The following is a 17,272-nucleotide window of genomic DNA, read 5'->3' as shown; positions in this document are numbered from 1 at the left end:
TCGTCCGCCCCTCGGGATCATTGGCCGTAGACCTGATGTGGCAGCCACAGCGCGATTTCGGGCCAGACCATGATGATGACCAGAGTCAGGATCATCAGTGCCACGATAGGCCCGATGGAACGGTAGATGTCGGCCAGCGTCACATGGTCTGGCGCCATCGCCCGCATCAGGAACAGGTTATAGCCGAAGGGCGGCGTGATATAGGCGATCTGGCAGGTGATCGTGTAAAGCACACCGTACCAGATCAGCGCATCGCCCGGCGCCATCCCGAGGTCAAGTTTCGCCACCAGCGGGATGTAGAGCGGCGCCACGATCACCAGCATCGCGGTGTCGTCCAGGAACATGCCCATGAGCAGGAACGAGACCTGCATCAGGATCAGGATGGTCCAGGGGCCAAGGCCCATGTCGCGCAGGAACAGATTCTCGATGGCCTTCACCGCGCCCAGCCCGTCGAACACCGCGCCGAAGGCCAGCGCCGCCAGCAGGATCCACATGAACATGCAGCTGACGCCCAGCGTGTTGGTGACGCAGACCTCGAAGACCCGGGCCGTCATGCGACGGCGGACCACCGCCACCAGGGTCGAGATCGCCGCCCCGATGACCGAAGCCTCGACCAGGCTGGCCCAGCCGTAGATGAACGGTCCCATCATCGCGGCGAAGATCACCAGCGGCAGCAACCCGGCCGACAGCAGGCGGATTTTCTCGGCCCAGGGCACGTTGCGCTCGGTCTTGGCCAGCGGCGGGCCGAGGCGGGGGTTCAGCCCGCAACGGATGACGACATAGACGATGAAGATGCCGGCCATGAGCAGGCCCGGGAACACGCCCGCCAGCCAAAGTTGCCCGACCGGCTGGCGCGCGATCATCGCATAAAGCACCAGCACCACCGAAGGCGGCACCAGGATGCCAAGGCTCGACCCGCCCTGGATCACGCCCGTCACCATCACCTTGTCATAGCCGCGCTTCAGCATTTCCGGCAGCGCAATGGTGGCGCCGATGGCCAGCCCCGCCACCGACAGCCCGTTCATCGCCGAGATGAGCACCATCAGAAGGATCGTGCCGATGGCAAGACCGCCCGGGATCGGGCCGAACCAGACGTGGAACATCCGGTAAAGGTCGTCGGCCATTCGGGTTTCCGACATGATATAGCCCATCCAGACGAACATCGGCAGGGTCAGCATCGGATACCAGTTCATCAGCTTGATCGTGCTGGTGAACGGGATGGCCGATCCGCCTTCACCCCAAAGCGCCAGCGCCGCCAGCGCCGCGACGAAGCCGATCACCGCGAAGACCCGTTGTCCGGTCAGAAGCAGGATGATCATCCCGCCGAACATCACCAGCGCGATGTGATTGTAGTCCATCAGATGTCCTCTCCGCGCAGCCGTGCGAGATCGCGGATCAGGAAGGCCAGCGATTGCAGGATCATCAGGATGACGCCGATGCAGATCACGATCTTGATCGGCGCCATGTAGGGTCGCCAGACCGAGCGGGAGCGTTCGCCCACCTCGAAGGAATAGATCGTGCTTTCGATCCCGCCCCAGAGGATGACGCCGAGGAAGAAGATCATCGCGAAGACGGTGACGGCGTCGACCGCCGCCTGACTGCGCGGCGACCAGCGACCGTAAAGCAGGTCCATCCGCACGTTCGAGCCCAGTTGCAGCGAATAGGCACCGCCAAGGACGAAATAGCCCACCATGGCGAACTGGGCCATCTCCTGCGTCCAGAGCGGCGGTTGACCCAAAGCCTTGCCGACGATCGACCACAGGAGAACGCCAGCCAGCACGAACAGCATGTACATGGCGAAGCGGCCCACGGCGTAGTTGACCGCCTCGACCAGGCGGACGAAGCGGATCAGGATGCGCGGCATGGCAGCTGCGCTTCCCTTGTGCGGCAAGGCACCGCGATGGCGGTTGCTGTGGCGGACAGCTTCATCGGCTGATTCATCCCCCTGTTCTGCCGTCAAGCGTCTGCCGAGCCGCGGCATTGTGTCAAGAATTTTCCGGCGAAGGAAAAGCTGTTACAAATATTCCGAGGAATCGCCGGTGCGGACAGGGGGGTGGATGGAGCGGTCACTGACCATTGCGGCCCGGATGCGGGCCGGGCTGGGCGATCTGACCCCGGCCGAGCGCCGCGCCGCCACGCATATCCTGTCGCATTTCCCGATGTCGGCGCTGGGCTCGATCACCGCGCTGGCCGAGGCGGCAGAGGTCTCCTCGCCCACGATCATGCGGCTGGTCAGGAAGCTCGGCTATCGCGGCTGGTCCGACTACCAGGCCGCGCTGAAGGCCGAGGTGGAGCGCCTGCTGGTCGCGCCGCTCAGCCTGCCCGAGGGCGCGCGCGAGCCGCAGGCCCATCCGTTGCAGGGCTTTGCCGCGCAGGTGGTGGCCAATGTCGAGGCGACGCTGGGCCTGATCCCGGCGGCCGATTTCACCGGCGCTGCGGCGCTTCTGGCCGACCCGGCGCGCCGGGTGGCGATCAGCGGCGGGCGGCTCACGCATGCGATGGCCGACTACATGGCCACGCTCCTGCGGGTGATCCGGCCCGACGTGACCTTCCTGTCGGACCACCTGACCGACTGGCAACAGGCGCTTCTCGATCTTCGGGCGGGCGATGTGGTGGTGATCTTCGACATCCGCCGGTATGAGGGCAATGCGGTGCATTTCGCCGAGCTTGCTGCCGAGCAGGGTGCCGAGGTGGTGCTGATCACCGACCGCTGGCTCTCGCCCGCCGCGGCGCATGCCCGCTACACCCTGCCCTGCCAGATCGAGATGCCCGCCGCCTGGGACAGCACCGCCGCCATGCTGGTGGTGGTCGAGGCCCTGCTGGCCCAGGTCCAGGGCCACCTGCCCGACCAGGTGCAGGACCGGCTGAACCGGCTGGAGGGCTATTTCGCCCGCACCCGCGTGTTCCGCGCGCCGAAGGTGGGACGGTAGACCGTCAATACCCCCGCGCGCGGTCGACGAGGTGCAGGAAGGGTTCCCCCGCCTCGCCGCGCCGGATGTTCTCGGCGATGACTTTCGACGCGGTGATCGCGCGGGTGTCGGCGGCGATATGGGGGGTGACGGTGACGTTCGGATGCGACCAGAACGGGTGGTCCTGCGGCAGGGGCTCCACCCGGAAGACATCCAGCGTGGCGTGGCCGATCTGGCCCGCGTCCAGCGCGGCGAGGAGGGCACCGTCGTCGATCAGCGGACCGCGGCCGGGGTTCAGGATCACCGCCCCGCGCGGCAGGAGGGCAAGGGTGCGGGCGTTCAGCAGGTTCTCGGTCTCGGGCGTCTTCGGCAAGAGGGTGATCAGGGTCTGCGCGGTGGAGAGGGCTTCGCGAAGGCCGTCCGGCCCGTGCAGGCAGCCGGGCTTTGCGGTGCGGCTCCACCCCGTCACCGGGAAGTTCAGCGCCCGCAGGGCCTCGGCGCAGGCCGATCCCAGCGCGCCCATGCCGAGGATCGTCACCGGACGCTCGCGGGCGAGCGGCGGGCAGGTCGGGTCCCAGACATGGCCGGGGTTCAGGATGTGGCGGTCCATCCCGAGGTGGTGGCGGAGCGTGTGGCCGGTCACCCATTCCACCATGCCTTCCGTCAGGCCGGGGTCGACCATCCGGGTCAGGGGCTGGGTCAGGGTCGGGTTGCCGGTGATCCGCTCCACCCCGGCCCAGAGGTTCAGGACGGCCTTGGTCCGGCGGTAGGGGGTGAAGTCCTGCAAGGGGGAGGAGGGGGCGTAGACGATGTAGTCGACCTCCTCCGGCGCGGCCTCGGTGACGAGACGGGCCGCGATCCCGGCTTCGGCCAGGGCGGCGGGCAGCGCCTCTTGGTATTCCGGCCAGAGCGAGGGGGCGGCGAAGAGAACGGTCGGCATGGGTGGGTCTTTCGGGCGGGTGTCCACGGTGGACAGGGTTTCGGGGTGAAGAATTTCAACAGGTTGGTCGTGGGCGTTAGGGATCTGTCAAGGCTTTTCCTGAGCGTGTCAGGTCCGCGGGGCACCGGAATTTTCGAAGAATCCGGTCCGATTTCTTCGAGGAAATCGGTGCTACTGCCCCGCCGTCAGGGCCGCATTCACCGCCAGAGCCAGGATGCAGGTGTTGTAGAAGAAGCTCGCCACCCCATGCACAAGCACCGCCCGGCGCAGCGGGCGGGTCTGGACCGTGACGTCCGAGACCTGGGCGGCCATGCCGATGGTGAAACTGGCATAGAGAAAATCCATCGCGTTGGGATCGCCCTTGCCGGGAAATCCGAAGCCCGGCTCGTCGCCCAGGTAATGCAGATGGGCGTAGTGAAAGGCGGCAAGCGTGTGGATCGTCGCCCAGCCGAGTGGAAGGCTGACCAGCGCCATGGCGCGCGCGGCAATCGAACTCGCATCGGCGTTCAGCACCAGGAAGATGGCGGTCACGCTGACCCCTGCCGCCAGCGCGGCGAGCAGGATGATCAACACCACGCCCTCGTCATCTTCGGCAGCATGGCGGCGCAGCTCGTCGGGGCCGGTGGAATCCAGGATGCGGGCGGTCAGCGCAAGGTAGATCAGGAAGAACACATCCGCCGCCGCCAGCACGGCGAAGTCCGGCGCGACCGAAAGCGCCCAGGCCGCAATGCCCGCAGCCACCCCCAGGGCGAAGGCGATCAGGAACCGGCCGTGACGCGGAGCAAGGCGCATCATCTAGCGCGGCCTGTGGACATGGGCGCTCTGCACCAGGCCGAAGCCCACCAGCAGCACCATCATCGCCGAGCCGCCATAGCTGAGCAGCGGCAAGGGCACGCCGACGACCGGCGCCATGCCCATCACCATCGACAGGTTGACCGCGATGTAGAAGAAGAAGTTCGCCGCCACCCCCACGATCAGAAGCGCCGAAAACCGGTCCCGGTTCTGGAAGGCGGCGACGAGGCAGAAGCCGATGATCAGCGCGTAAAGCCCGAGGAGGGAGAAGGCGCCGATGAAGCCGAACTCTTCGGCGAGCGTCGTGAAGATGAAGTCGGTGTGCTTTTCCGGAAGGAAGTTCAGCCGCGACTGCGTGCCCTGCATGAAGCCCTTGCCGCTCCACCCTCCGGACCCCAGCGCGATCTTCGCCTGGATGATGTTGTAGCCCGCCCCCAGCGGGTCGGCGGCGGGGTCGAGGAAAGTGTCGATCCGCTTGTACTGGTAGTCGTGCAGGAACTGCCATTGCGTGCCGCGCAGGGTGAAGACGCCCACGACCGCCGAGACGCCCATCGCGATCACCGCGCCGAAATACCACAGCGACACTCCGGCGGCGAACATCACCGTGCCCCCGGCGAGGATCAGCATCAGCGAGGTGCCGAGGTTCGGCTGCATCAGCACGAGGACCGTGGGTGCGATGATCATGACCAGCGGCAGGAACACATAGAGCGGGCGTGAGACCTTCTTCGGATCAAGCCAGTCGTAATAGGCGGCCAGCAGCATGACGAGGGTGAACTTCATCATCTCGGACGGTTGCAGGCGGATGAAGCCCAGGTCGATCCAGCGCTGCGCGCCCATGCCGACCGCGCCGAAGAATTCCACCACCAGAAGCAGGGCAAAAGCCACGAGATAAGCGATCCCGGACATGCTGCGCCAGAACCAGATCGGGGTCAGGGCAACCATGAACATCAGCACCATGCCGACGCCGAACCGCTCCATCTGCGGCCGGGCCCAGGTCTCGATATTGCCGCCCGCGATGGAATAGAGCATCAGGAAGCCGACCGAGGCGACTGCCGTGACCAGCAGGACCAGCGGCCAGTTGAGGTACAATACCTTGCGCAGGCCGGTGGGGGCGAACTTGACGCGGTATTCCAGGAAGCTCATCAGCCCGCCCCCTTAGGTTTCGGTCTTCACGGGCGGTTGCCCGGTCACGGGGTCGCGCAGCGGCAGCTCTTTCAACATGGTCTCGATCCGGCCGCGCTGGCTGGATGGGTAGGCTTCCAGAGAGGGCAGGCCGTCGGACATGCAGCGCAGGATCACGTCGCGGGCGATGGGCGCGGCGGCGGTGGAGCCGCCCCCGCCATGTTCCACCACCACCGCCACGGCATAGCGCGGGGCGTCATAGGGGGCGAAACCCACGAACAGCGCGTGGTCGCGGCGGTTCCAGGGCAGGTCGTCGTTCGAGATCACGCCCGCCTCGCGTTCGGCCTTCGAGATATTGCGCACCTGGCTGGTGCCGGACTTGCCCGCGAAGATCATCGTCGGGTCGACGACGCGGCTGGACTTGCCGGTGCCGTGGTCGCCGTTGACCACCTCGTTCATGCCGCCGCGCACAGCTGCGAGATATTCGGGCGGAACGTCCAGCGGCGGGGCCTCCGGGGCTGGCAGTTCCTTGTCGTTCACCATCCGCACCAGCCGCGGGGTGACCGCCCGGCCCGAGGCGATGCGGGCCGTCATCACCGCGAGTTGCAGGGGCGAGGCCAGTACATAGCCCTGCCCGATCGAGGCGTTGATCGTGTCGCCGATGCGCCAGTCCTGCTTGTGGCGTTCCAGCTTCCAGGCCTTGTCGGGCATGTTGCCTTCGGTCACGGCGGACATCGGGATGTCGAACCTGTGGCCCAGGCCCAGCCTGCGGCCCATGTCGGCGATCTTGTCGATGCCGACCTTCTGGGCGACCTCGTAGTAATAGACGTCGCAGCTTTCGGCGAGGCTGCGCTCCAGCCGGACCGTGCCGTGACCGCCACGCTTCCAGCAATGGAAGCGGCGTTGGCCAAACTCGATATAGCCGGGGCAGGAAACCTTGGTTTCGGGCGTGACGACCCCGGCTTCCAGAGCGGCCAGCGCCGTGACCATCTTGAAGGTAGACCCCGGCGGATAGGCGCCCGAGACGGTCTTGTTCGCCAAGGGGCGGTGGTCGTTCTCGGTCAGGGCCTTGTAGTCGGTGTGGCTGATCCCGCGCACGAAGAGGTTCGGGTCGAAGGACGGGGCCGAGGCGATGCAGACGATGTCGCCGTTCGTCACGTCGACCACCACCACGGCAGCGCTTTCCGCGCCCAGCCGGGCCTGCGCGAAGTTCTGGATGTCGGCGTCGATGGTCAGCCGGATGTCAAGGCCGGGGTCGCCCTCCTGCCGGTCCAGCTCGCGCATGACGCGGCCGGCCGAGTTGACCTCGATCCGCTTGGTCCCGGCCTCGCCCCGAAGGGTGTCCTCCATCCACTTCTCGACGCCGATCTTGCCGATCTGGAATTTCGGGATCTTCAGCAGGGGATCGGGGTTTTCCAGCCCCTCCAGGTCCTTCTCGCTGACCGGGCCGACGTAGCCGACGACATGGGCGAAATCGGTGTCGAGCGGGTAGCGGCGGGACTGGCCGACCTCGGGCACCACGCCGGGGAGCGCGGGGGCATTCAGCGCGACCTTCGAGAAGTCGCTCCAGGACAGGCGCTCGGCCACGGTGACGGGGACGAAGGCCGAGAGCGAGTTCACCTCCTCGATGGCCTGGCTCATCTCCTCGGCGGTCATCGGGATGATGCTGGCCAGCCGCCGCATCACCAGTTCCACATCGCCCGCCGCTTCCCGGGTGATGACGACGCGGTAGTTCTGTTCGTTCCCGGCGATCACCTTGCCGTTGCGGTCCTGGATCAGGCCGCGGACGGGCGGGATCAGCCGGATGTTGATGCGGTTCTCCTCGGCCAGAAGCTTGAACTCGTCGGCCTGGTCGACCTGAAGATAGCGCATCCGCGCGCCAAGGACGGCGATCATCGCCCCCATCGCGCCGCCCAGAAGCAGGGTGCGGCGGTTCAGGCGCTGGTTGCTTTCCTCGCTGTCGCGGGCCGTCCGTCTCATAGCCGCCTCCCGAAACTGTCCACCTCGCCGGTGGCGGGCTTCCTGAGGTCAAGCGCGAGGCGCGACAGGCCGACGACCACGGGATAGACCGCAATCGACCACAGCACCTGCACGATGGCAAAGCCGAAGGGGGCCTGCGGCACGAAGGCGAGACCCAGTGTCAGGCGGTAGACCAGCATCATGCCCAGCATCACGCCCGAGACCAAGAGCCATTCGACGAGGAAGCTCAGCTCCCGCGTCAGCGCGATGCGGCTGCGCAGGAACTCGGTCGCGAGGATGACGATGGCGGTCCAGAGCCCCGGCGGGCGCATCAGGATCAGGTCCTCGGTCAGGATGACCAAGAGGATCAGGGGCATCGGCAGGAAATCGGGACGACGCACGATCCAGGCCATGATCAGGCAGATCAGGATGTCCGGTCCCGGCAGCGCGCCGGGGGCGTTGCCCAAGGGCAGAAGCCGGAGAAAGAGAAGCACCAGCGCAAGCCCGAGGAAGAGGCCACGGAAGATCCAGTGCTCCTGGCGCCAGAACTCAACCATCGCCGGCCTCCGGCTCGGCGGGACCCTCGGCGGCGCCGGATCCCACCTCCTCGACGCTGCCGCTCTCGGCCGGGGCGGGCTGGGCCCCGGCGGCGGCCTCGGCGGCAGCGGTCGAGGTGTCGGGCGTCGGTGCGGTCGCAGGGGGCGCGACCAGGCTGCCCGGATCGGTGATCGGTTGCAGGTCGTGACTGCGCAGCACGCGCAGGAATTCCAGTCGCTGGTAATCCGCCGCCAGCACCACGCGCAGCCGCTTGTCCGTCCCCAGCGCCACCTGCCCGACCAGCAGGCCCGCCGGGAACACCCCGCCGTCGCCGGACGTGACCACCCTGTCGCCCGGGCGCACCTCGTCGCTGTCCTCGATGAACTCCAGCGGCGGCAGGGGCGAGTTGTCGCCGCTGAGAAGCGCCTTCTGCCCCGAGGGCTGGATCGTCACCGGAATCCGGCTGTTGGAATCCGTCACCAGGATCACCCGGCTCGTCCGCTCGCCCACGCCCGAGATGCGGCCCACCAGCCCGATCCCGTCCATCGTCGCCCAGCCGTCGCGGATGCCGTCGCGCGCGCCGACGTTCAGCAGCACCGACTGCCGGAAGGGCGAGCCTGAATCGGCCATCACCACGCCGGTCACATGGGTCAGCTTCGGGTCAAGCCGCACCTTGTTCAGGTCCAGCAGGCGCGCGTTCTTCTGTTCCAGTTGCAGCGCGGCCTCCTTCCAGGCCTTCATCTGCTGGAGTTCCCGCTTAAGCTCCTGGTTCTGTTCGTAGATGCGGGTATAGGACTGGAAGTCGTCCACCATCCCCGCAACCATTGTCACCGGCTTCATCGCCCAGTCGAAATTCGGCACCACCGCGTCGATCAACGCAGCGCGGAAGCGTTCGACGCGGGGAGAGTCGATCCGCCACAGGATGAAGAGCGCAAACAGCACCAGGACCGCCAGCCAGACCAGAAGCCGGCGCAGCGGGCGCGAATAGTCCTCGGGGGCGGTGCGGTTCCGGGCCAAGGGTCAGCCTTCTTTCGCCGCGCGGGCGCGGCTCAGGTGTCGTAGTCGATCACATGCCGAAGCTGCTTCTCGTATTCCAGCGCTTTCCCGGTGCCGAGGGCAACACAATTCAGTGACTCGTTGGCCACCGAAATCGACAGGCCGGTCTGTTCCCGCAAGGACAGGTCCAGCTCGCCCAGAAGCGCGCCGCCGCCGGTCAGCATCACGCCCCGGTCGACGATGTCCGCCGCGAGGTCGGGCGGGGTGGCTTCCAAGGCCTGCATCACCGCGTCGCAGATCTGCTGCACGGGCTCGGCCAGCGCCTCGGCGACCTGCGCCTGGTTGATCTCGGTTTCCTTCGGGACGCCGTTCAACAGGTCACGGCCCCGGATCGTCATGCTGGACCCGCGCCCGTCATCGGGCATCCGCGCGGTGCCGATGCTGGTCTTGATCCGTTCGGCAGTGGATTCGCCGATCAGCAGGTTCTGGTGGCGGCGGAGGTAGTTGACGATGGCCTCATCCATCCGGTCGCCCCCCACACGCACCGACCGGGCATAGACGATGTCGCCCAGCGACAGGACCGCGACTTCCGTGGTGCCGCCGCCGATGTCCACGACCATGTTGCCGGTCGGTTCGGTGATCGGCATCCCCGCCCCGATGGCCGCCGCGATGGGTTCCGCGATCAGGCCCGCACGTTTCGCGCCCGCCGACAGCACCGACTGCCGGATCGCCCGCTTTTCCACCGGGGTCGCGCCATGCGGCACGCAGACGATGATCTTCGGCTTCGAGATGGTCGACCGCTTGTGCACCTTGCGGATGAAATGCTTGATCATCTCTTCCGCCGCCTCGAAGTCGGCGATCACCCCGTCGCGCATCGGGCGGATCGCCTCGATCGTTCCCGGCGTCCGCCCCAGCATCAGCTTGGCGTCCTCGCCCACTGCCAGGACCTGCTTCTTGCCGTCCTTGTTGTGATAGGCCACCACCGAGGGCTCGTTCAGCACGATGCCCTTGCCGCGGATGTAGACCAGCGTGTTCGCGGTCCCGAGGTCGATGGCCATGTCCGACGAGAAGAGGCCGGGGATAAGCGACATGAGCGGTCCTTTAGCAGTCCTGGGGCAAGCAATGGTTTTGGCCCCGACTCGGGGTCTCCGACGGGGCCGCTTCTTATAAGGGCATGCCGGGTAGAAGCGAAAGCCCTGCTGGCCGCAATCCGCGCACTTCCGCGTGCTTGCAGAAATGCGATCCTCGGAAGGAGCCGAACCTGAATTCTCGGCGTATCTTTTGCACTTTCAGGATAATTGATTCGAGGTGATCCCGAACTCGACCTATTTCACACGGGCCGGGGGTCGAAGACTTGCGGCGCTACCGACCGGTGACGGATCAGGGGAATCGGGTCATCTCGCTCTCGCGACGGGGTTCTGCGCCGTCAGGTCGCGCTGGCGAGGAACGACAGGAGCTGCGCTTCCGACCCCCGCAGGCCGCTGTCCGGCAGCAGCGCAAGGCTGTCCAGCCGCGCCTCCATCTCCTTGGGCGCGAGCGCCGTGAGGCCAAGAACTGCCGGGTGGATATAGGACTTTCGGGCAATGGTCGGCGTGTTGTGCAGCCGCTCCGCCGCCGCCTCGGCCATGGCGCGCAGGGTCAGCCTCTCGCCGGGCGGACAGGCCAGGGCGGTTTCGAAAGCGGCGAGGGTTCCGCCCCAGGTGCGGAAGGTCTTTGCCGTTACCGGCATTCCGGTGGTTTCGGCCAGCCAGGCGTTCACGTCCTGCGACATCAGCCGCCGCACCTCTCCCGCCTCGTCGATCCAGGTGAAGAGATGCTTGCCCGGCAGGTCACCGATCCGGTCGAAGATGCGCTCCAGCCGCCGGTCGCGCAGCGATATCTGTACCTTGCGCCCGCCCTTGGCGACGAAGCGCAGCCGCATGGTGCCGTCTTCGACCTTCAGGTGCCGCGACAAGAGCGTGGTGGCCCCGAAGCTGCGGTTCTGCGCGGTATAGGTCGGATCGCCGATGCGGATCAGCGTCCGGTCCATGAGCAGGACCAGCGCGGCACGGGTGAAGGCAAGGTCGCCGAGGGTCTGTCGCAGGTCACGCTGGACCGCCTGGCGCAGCGCGGGCAGGGCTTGGCCGAAGGCGGTGAGCTGGCCGAACTTGGTTTCGGACCGGGCCAGCGCCCAATCGGGGTGGTAGCGGTATTGCTTCCTGCCCCGCGCGTCGATGCCGGTGAATTGCAGGTGGCCGTTCGGGTCCGGGCAGATCCAGACCTCGCGATAGGCGGGCGGGATGGCAAGCTTGCGGATGCGCTGAAGCTGTGCCGCGTCCGGTCGGCTGCCATCTGGTGAGACGTAGCGGAACCCGCGCCCCTGCTTCCTGCGCAGGATGCCGGGATCGCGATCCGAGACATGGACCAGCGTGGCGGCGAGCAAGGAAATGGGGGAGTGCATCATCGGGCGGCCCTTTCGGAAGCTGCCGGAAAACGATGGGCCTGCCCCTGCGGTTCCCTGCTGTCGGCTCACGTTGCCAGGACAGCGGCATTCTACGAAAGATGGGCCGTGGACAGACCTTTCCAGAAGGTTAATGTCCACGGAATATCGTAATTTTATCAATATTTTGCCCGAAATGTCCACCGTGGACACTTCGGGCCTTTCTTACTCGCCGTGGTAGGAGACGGTCTTCACATCCTCACCCGGCGCGGTCTTCTGGCGGCGGATGATGAGGCGGTTCAGGGCGTTGATATAGGCCCGGGTCGAGGCGACGATGGTGTCGGTGTCCGCCGACGACCCCGTCACGATCCGCCCCTCCTCCTCCAGCCGGACGCTGACCGTGGCCTGCGCGTCGGTCCCCTCGGTCACGGCATGGACCTGGTAGACCTGGAGGTTCGCCTTGTGGGGGAAGAGCATCTTCACGCAGTTGAACGCCGCATCCACCGGCCCGTCGCCGGTCGCGTCAATATGGTGGTCGACCCCGTCGACGGACAGGATCATGTCAGCCTCCTGCGGCCCCTCGGTGCCGCAGACGACCCGCAGCTTCTTGAGTTGCAGGTATTCGTAGGCGTCGTTGGTCTGCTCGTCCGAGACCAGCGCGATCAGGTCGTCGTCGTAGACCTCTTTCTTGCGGTCGGCGAGCGCCTTGAAGCGGACGAAGACATCGTTCAGCTGATTGTCGGCCAGCTCGAACCCCAGTTCCTTCAGCTTGGCCCTGAGGGCTGCGCGGCCGGAATGCTTGCCCATGGCGATGTTTTTGCCGGTGATCCCGATATCCTCGGGCCGCATGATCTCGAAGGTCTGGACGTTCTTCAGGACGCCATCCTGATGGATGCCGGATTCATGCAGGAAGGCGTTCTTGCCGACGATGGCCTTGTTGAACTGGACCGGGAAGCCGGAGACCTGGCTGACCCGGCGCGACAGGTTCATGATCTTCGTCGTGTCGATCCCGGTCTGGAAGGGCAGGATGTCGTTCCTGACCCGCATCGCCATCACCACCTCTTCCAGCGCGGTGTTGCCGGCCCGCTCACCCAGGCCGTTGATCGTGCATTCGATCTGCCTTGCCCCCGCCTCCACGGCGGCCAGGGCGTTGGCGGTCGCCATCCCGAGGTCGTTGTGGCAGTGGGTGGCGAAGATGATCTGGTCGGCGCCGGGCACCCGCTCCAGCAGCATGCGGATGATCTTCGCGGATTCCATCGGGTAGGTGTAGCCGACGGTATCGGGGATGTTGATCGTCGTCGCCCCGGCCTTGATCGCGATCTCCACCACCCGGCAGAGGTAGTCCGGCTCGGTCCGGGTCGCGTCCATCGGCGACCACTGGACGTTGTCGCAGAGGTTCCGGGCGTGGGTCACCGTCTCGTGGATGCGGTCGGCCATCTGGTCCATGTCCAGGTTCGGGATCGCGCGGTGGAGGGGGGAGGTGCCGATGAAGGTGTGGATCCTGGGGGACTTCGCGTGCTTCACGGCTTCCCAGCAGCGGTCGATGTCCTTGAAATTCGCGCGGGCGAGGCCGCAGATGGTGCTGGTCTTCGCCCGCTTCGAGATTTCCGAGACGGCGGCGAAGTCACCTTCGCTGGCGATGGGGAAGCCGGCCTCGATGATGTCGACGCCCATCTCGTCGAGGAGGGAGGCGATCTCCAGCTTCTCCTCATGGGTCATGGTCGCGCCGGGGCTTTGCTCGCCGTCGCGCAGCGTGGTGTCGAAGATGACGACTTTGTTCTGGGTCATGGGTCTGGTCCTGTTTCTCAGCTGGCTTGATCGGCGCTGGTCACCTCTGAGCGGTCGCGCCCGGGGGCACGCTCAGAGGCAGCTAAGAAGGAGGAGACCGCGGGCGGTCGAGGGGCGCGGTGCGGCCCCGGGGGAGTGGATATGATGGCCCCTGGTCATGGGGGGCGACTATACGGAGGAAATCGGGGAAGGGAAGGGGGTTTGTTGGGGGCGGGGGCCGCAAGGGACTCCGAGGGGGTGTCCACGGTGGACGGATGGGGGTAAGGGGTTGACTTTGCTGGGGAATGGGTGTGGACGGTAAGGGTTTGTTAAGGGGGTGGTTAATGGGCAGGGTAGGTTGGCAGTGACCCTAAGCTTACTACCTCAGAGCTGCCTCCACTGCCCGAAACGAATAATCCTGCGATCTCACTATTTCAGAGAAGTCAAAATAGGAGGTTGCAATCCCGGAGGCCAGCCATTGCTCCTCCAAATAAGACCTAAGTAGGCGAGCCTTCTCCATTCTATGATGGATTGCAAAGGAACCTGCTACTTCAACCAACTTCGCCCGTACTGCTTCATCAAACACAGGAGTATCAATAGATACTGCGTCAAGAAAGCTAAAGGTCCCAATCCACTTCCTAACGTGGTACATTCCGATGGATGTGGCGCGGTAGTGAAAGACTTCTGGCAGCACTCCCTCATTTACCTGAATTTCCCGGAAATGCGCATGAGGCGCCTCGACCAAGCGATTGCGCGAGAGTTTTCTCAATCCGTGTCGAGTTTGATCTTCCTCGAACGAAAGCTTGCGCATCTCATTAATAATATCCTCGCCCATTACATAGCCATCTCTATTTGCTAACCCAGAATTTGAGTACAGGAACGCTAGGATTGCTGGCTTCAGAAAGTGTTCACGATGATCCGACTCAGAGACGTCAAAGACATTGCAGGCATATAATGAAGACTGCGGGTTATAGTACGAGTATTCACCAAGTAGCGCGTGCTTGGTAAACTCGTGCAGCGGGACTTGGTATCGCCCAGTCTTTCGCTCTATTTCAATAATTTTCTCTGAGTCGACATTTGGGCTCCCGAAGAAGCTTGTCACAAGCTCGATTACTGATCTCGTATTTCCACCAGTAATATTACCCAGAAAAACTTGAATGTCCTGATTTGAGCGTATAGATCGAAGGGTCGCCTTCAAGAACAGCACTATTCCATCAAGTCGAAATCTCACACCATCGAGCGAAGCAAGCTCTTGCTTCCCCTCTGCCACTCGAATCGCAAACTGCAGTCGCCTCTCAATCACCTCATCGGCTGGAGGTGGCGAAATTGAGAATATCTTGTTCTGGTATCCAGATAGCGCCCCGCGCTTCTTTGAGTCAAAGAACGTGCTCGGTCGAAGCGCAACAAAGACTAAACATGAGCCGCTCGCGGAAAGTTCCTGAGCAATTAGAAAGGTCTGCTGTTGAGTGTCGTAATTTCGCTGATCAGCGTTATCAAGGACGACGATTATTTGTTTCTTCTGGCCATGGCTTAGGTGGGCCAATGAAGCAGTAAGGTGTGAGGCGCGATCAGCAGCCAAACTGTTCAGGAAATCAATCTTGCGAAGCTCATACTGCTTTTCATCTAATTGCTTCAATCTCCCGTTTGGTCCCTCGTCAAATGCTATAACGGATCGATGGTGCGCTGACTTTATGAACGAATCTGAGTCGATGTTGATGTGGTATTTGGAACGGAGAACCCCCACTATCTCTTGAATGATAAATGCGCGGAGATCGCTCGCAATGGTCCCTTTCTGGCCAAGGTTTATGTGCAGAAATATGTTGTTCTCGCTATCGTTTTCATCCAATTGAAAGGAAAGATTCTCGAAGAACGACGTTTTCCCCACCCCGACGTCGCCAAGGACCACGATAGGTCGCGTTGAAAACGCTACAGCTAGCTCCGAGTCCTGAAAGATTGGCTCGCTGACTTGCGCTTCGGGGTTCGCCCTGAGCTGTTTGGGATCTATACCATCTCCGCTGGCTCGCCGATACCTATGCTTAATGATCTACTTGCTTAGTAGCGTGTGCCTATTATTGGCTTCCACGGGAACGTAGCAATCCTTGTAGAAGCTTTTTCTTACTTGCTGATTGTCTTCTATTTCTTCAAGCAGAAGATTGGCAAGTGTTCTTATGTTCTCCTGAAATGGGCTTCGGTAACGGTACCGAAGTGGATCAGGGATAGATTCGGAGGCCTTCGGCGGAATTCTAGGCGAACGATGCAATGCAATGTCGCGATACGCACGATTCTCAGCGATGCCTTCGGGTGACAGAATCTTCCAGAGAAGTTGAAAATGATCCAAGTATTGCTGAAATCCGTCAAAGAAATAGCATTCGCCATCCGCCGGAGCGCCGTGCGAGCTGAAGGCCTGGAAGACGAGAAGTTGTGGGCCGTTGCAGACGATTCCTAATCGCACACCCTTAAGCGCGCAATACTGCAAGCACTGATTGAAGGCCGCCCTGAGTTCCGGCGACGCTTCAAGCAATGGCTTAAGCTTGCGAACCTGCATCCTATTGCTGCCGGGTAGATCACCGAAGCTCACCGCTTGGCGCTTCGCTTCCAAGACAGCTTTAGCAGGTTCAGCTTCACCTAGGAGGTAGTCGATTCTTCCTCCGTCTCCATCCGGCTCTTCGACCTTAATGTGCGGAACTTGCCAACCTAAACACTGGGTCAACAAGCGGTCTACGAATTGGAATCTATTTTGTGCTTCGTTCCAAGCGGCGCTTTCTGCAGGCCGTTCCTTGAGAATTTCTTCAAGATGGCGTTTGCCATCCGTCATCTCATGTTTGGATAGCATTGGTCTTACCTACACCCCCATATGCCTTACCCGCGCGCCCCACTCGATGGCGGCGGCGTGCAGGCGGTCGATCTTCAGCTCTTCGCGGACCTCTTCCAGCATGCGGAGCTCGACCTGGGAGTGGCGGCCGTCCGCGGTGACCACGTCGCAGGCGAGCGCATAGGCGGTCTCGTACAACCGCTCGGGCAGGGCGGTGCGGATCAGGCCGAAGAGGGCGTCCAGGCCGTCTTCCTCCTCGAACAGGTCGAAGACGATGCGGCTGACGCGGCGGATGCGGTCGGGGTCGTAGGTGGCGAAGGCGGGCATGTGGTTGACCATGCGGGTGATCGCCACCAGCTCGGCGGTGCGCATGTTCTCGTCCGAGGCGGAGCAGGCGACCATGACGGCGACAAGGGCGTCTTGGGGTGACATTCCGGATTCGGGCATGGCTGGTCCTTCAAGGGTTTGGCGGCAGATTATTGACGGGAGGCAGGGGGGGCAATAGAGGACGGGCGCCGGGGGTGGCTTCGGCGTTTCAGGAGAGACGGACATGACTTCCCTGCGCGACGCGGCGATGGCGTCGAAGGCCTGGCCATTCGAAGAGGCCCGCGCGGTGCTGAAACGCTATGGCGGGAAGGACCCGGCCAAGGGCTATGTGCTGTTCGAGACGGGCTACGGGCCGTCGGGGTTGCCTCACATCGGGACCTTCGGGGAAGTGGCGCGGACGACGATGATCCGGCGGGCGTTCGAGATCATCTCGGACATTCCGACGCGGCTGATCTGTTTTTCCGACGACGTGGACGGGATGCGGAAGGTGCCGGAGAACGTGCCGCAGCAGGAGATGTTGCGCCAGCACATGCAGCTGCCGCTGACCTCGGTGCCCGATCCCTATGGCGAGTATGAGAGCTTCGGCCACCACAACAACGCGATGCTGCGGCGGTTCCTGGATACGTTCGGGTTCGAGTACGAGTTCATCAGCGCGACGGAGTTCTACAAGTCGGGCCGGTTCGATGCGACGC

15 protein-coding genes and 1 pseudogene are annotated in these 17,272 nt (G+C 63.7%); 2 read left to right on the top strand and 14 right to left on the bottom strand.

The genetic code is table 11. From position 1 onward, the window contains the following. Positions 1-17: 17 nt before the first annotated feature. The gene (locus tag JNJ68_RS16415; RefSeq protein WP_294983887.1) at positions 18-1,358 is read right to left on the bottom strand and encodes a TRAP transporter large permease subunit; all 1,341 of its coding nucleotides are present in this window, start codon (positions 1,356-1,358) and stop codon (positions 18-20) included. Next, a complete protein-coding gene (locus tag JNJ68_RS16410) occupies positions 1,358-1,864 on the bottom strand; it encodes a TRAP transporter small permease subunit (RefSeq protein ID WP_294983885.1) in 507 nt (168 codons plus the stop codon). Before JNJ68_RS16410 ends, JNJ68_RS16415 begins: the two co-directional genes overlap by 1 nt. A gap of 193 nt (positions 1,865-2,057) precedes the next feature. Between JNJ68_RS16410 and JNJ68_RS16405 the strand changes: the two genes are divergently transcribed. Further along, on the top strand, positions 2,058-2,930 hold the full coding sequence (locus tag JNJ68_RS16405; RefSeq protein ID WP_294983882.1) for a MurR/RpiR family transcriptional regulator: 873 nt from the start codon (positions 2,058-2,060) through the stop codon (positions 2,928-2,930). A 4-nt stretch (positions 2,931-2,934) separates the two neighbouring features. On the opposite strand, the gene JNJ68_RS16400 is transcribed toward JNJ68_RS16405, so the two are convergent. The 12 genes from JNJ68_RS16400 to JNJ68_RS16345 all read right to left on the bottom strand — a co-directional run bounded on the left by JNJ68_RS16400 (position 2,935) and on the right by JNJ68_RS16345 (position 16,700). Further along, on the bottom strand, positions 2,935-3,849 hold the full coding sequence (locus JNJ68_RS16400) for a glyoxylate/hydroxypyruvate reductase A (protein WP_294983879.1): 915 nt from the start codon (positions 3,847-3,849) through the stop codon (positions 2,935-2,937). A 171-nt stretch (positions 3,850-4,020) separates the two neighbouring features. Further along, a complete protein-coding gene (locus JNJ68_RS16395) occupies positions 4,021-4,644 on the bottom strand; it encodes a DUF1345 domain-containing protein (protein ID WP_294983876.1) in 624 nt (207 codons plus the stop codon). Beyond that, entirely contained in the window at positions 4,645-5,784 is a 1,140-nt protein-coding gene (gene rodA, locus JNJ68_RS16390) for a rod shape-determining protein RodA (RefSeq protein ID WP_294983874.1), read from the bottom strand. It abuts the gene before it with no gap. Between the two features lie 12 nt (positions 5,785-5,796). After that, positions 5,797-7,743, bottom strand: a complete 1,947-nt coding sequence (gene mrdA / locus JNJ68_RS16385) for a penicillin-binding protein 2 (protein ID WP_294983871.1) — start codon at positions 7,741-7,743, stop codon at positions 5,797-5,799. Then, positions 7,740-8,279 (bottom strand): rod shape-determining protein MreD, encoded by a 540-nt coding sequence (locus JNJ68_RS16380; RefSeq protein WP_294983869.1) that lies wholly within the window; start codon positions 8,277-8,279, stop codon positions 7,740-7,742. Before JNJ68_RS16380 ends, mrdA begins: the two co-directional genes overlap by 4 nt. Next, positions 8,272-9,276 carry a rod shape-determining protein MreC gene (gene mreC / locus JNJ68_RS16375; RefSeq protein WP_294983867.1) on the bottom strand — a complete coding sequence of 335 codons (1,005 nt, stop codon included), beginning with the start codon at positions 9,274-9,276 and terminating at the stop codon, positions 8,272-8,274. The genes JNJ68_RS16380 and mreC overlap by 8 nt, the downstream gene beginning before the upstream one ends. 32 nt (positions 9,277-9,308) lie before the next feature. Then, entirely contained in the window at positions 9,309-10,346 is a 1,038-nt protein-coding gene (locus tag JNJ68_RS16370) for a rod shape-determining protein (RefSeq protein ID WP_294983864.1), read from the bottom strand. A gap of 335 nt (positions 10,347-10,681) precedes the next feature. Continuing rightward, positions 10,682-11,698 (bottom strand): DNA topoisomerase IB, encoded by a 1,017-nt coding sequence (locus JNJ68_RS16365; protein ID WP_294983861.1) that lies wholly within the window; start codon positions 11,696-11,698, stop codon positions 10,682-10,684. Between the two features lie 201 nt (positions 11,699-11,899). Beyond that, the gene (locus tag JNJ68_RS16360; RefSeq protein ID WP_294983858.1) at positions 11,900-13,462 is read right to left on the bottom strand and encodes a 2-isopropylmalate synthase; all 1,563 of its coding nucleotides are present in this window, start codon (positions 13,460-13,462) and stop codon (positions 11,900-11,902) included. 358 nt (positions 13,463-13,820) lie between these two features. Then, positions 13,821-15,347, bottom strand: coding sequence for a hypothetical protein (locus tag JNJ68_RS16355; RefSeq protein ID WP_294983856.1), 1,527 nt, complete (start codon positions 15,345-15,347; stop codon positions 13,821-13,823). Between the two features lie 138 nt (positions 15,348-15,485). Next, a complete protein-coding gene (locus JNJ68_RS16350; protein WP_294983853.1) occupies positions 15,486-16,256 on the bottom strand; it encodes a hypothetical protein in 771 nt (256 codons plus the stop codon). 27 nt (positions 16,257-16,283) lie between these two features. Further along, positions 16,284-16,700, bottom strand: coding sequence for a tellurite resistance TerB family protein (locus JNJ68_RS16345; protein WP_294983851.1), 417 nt, complete (start codon positions 16,698-16,700; stop codon positions 16,284-16,286). A gap of 103 nt (positions 16,701-16,803) precedes the next feature. On the opposite strand from JNJ68_RS16345, the pseudogene lysK reads away from it, so the two are divergent. Next, positions 16,804-17,272 (top strand): annotated as a pseudogene (lysK, locus tag JNJ68_RS16340) (lysine--tRNA ligase); the annotation flags it as partial.

It is taken from the genome of Tabrizicola sp., assembly GCF_016793705.1.
In the GTDB taxonomy this organism is placed as follows: Bacteria; Pseudomonadota; Alphaproteobacteria; order Rhodobacterales; family Rhodobacteraceae; genus Tabrizicola.
This window is presented reverse-complemented; position numbering and strand designations above follow the sequence as displayed.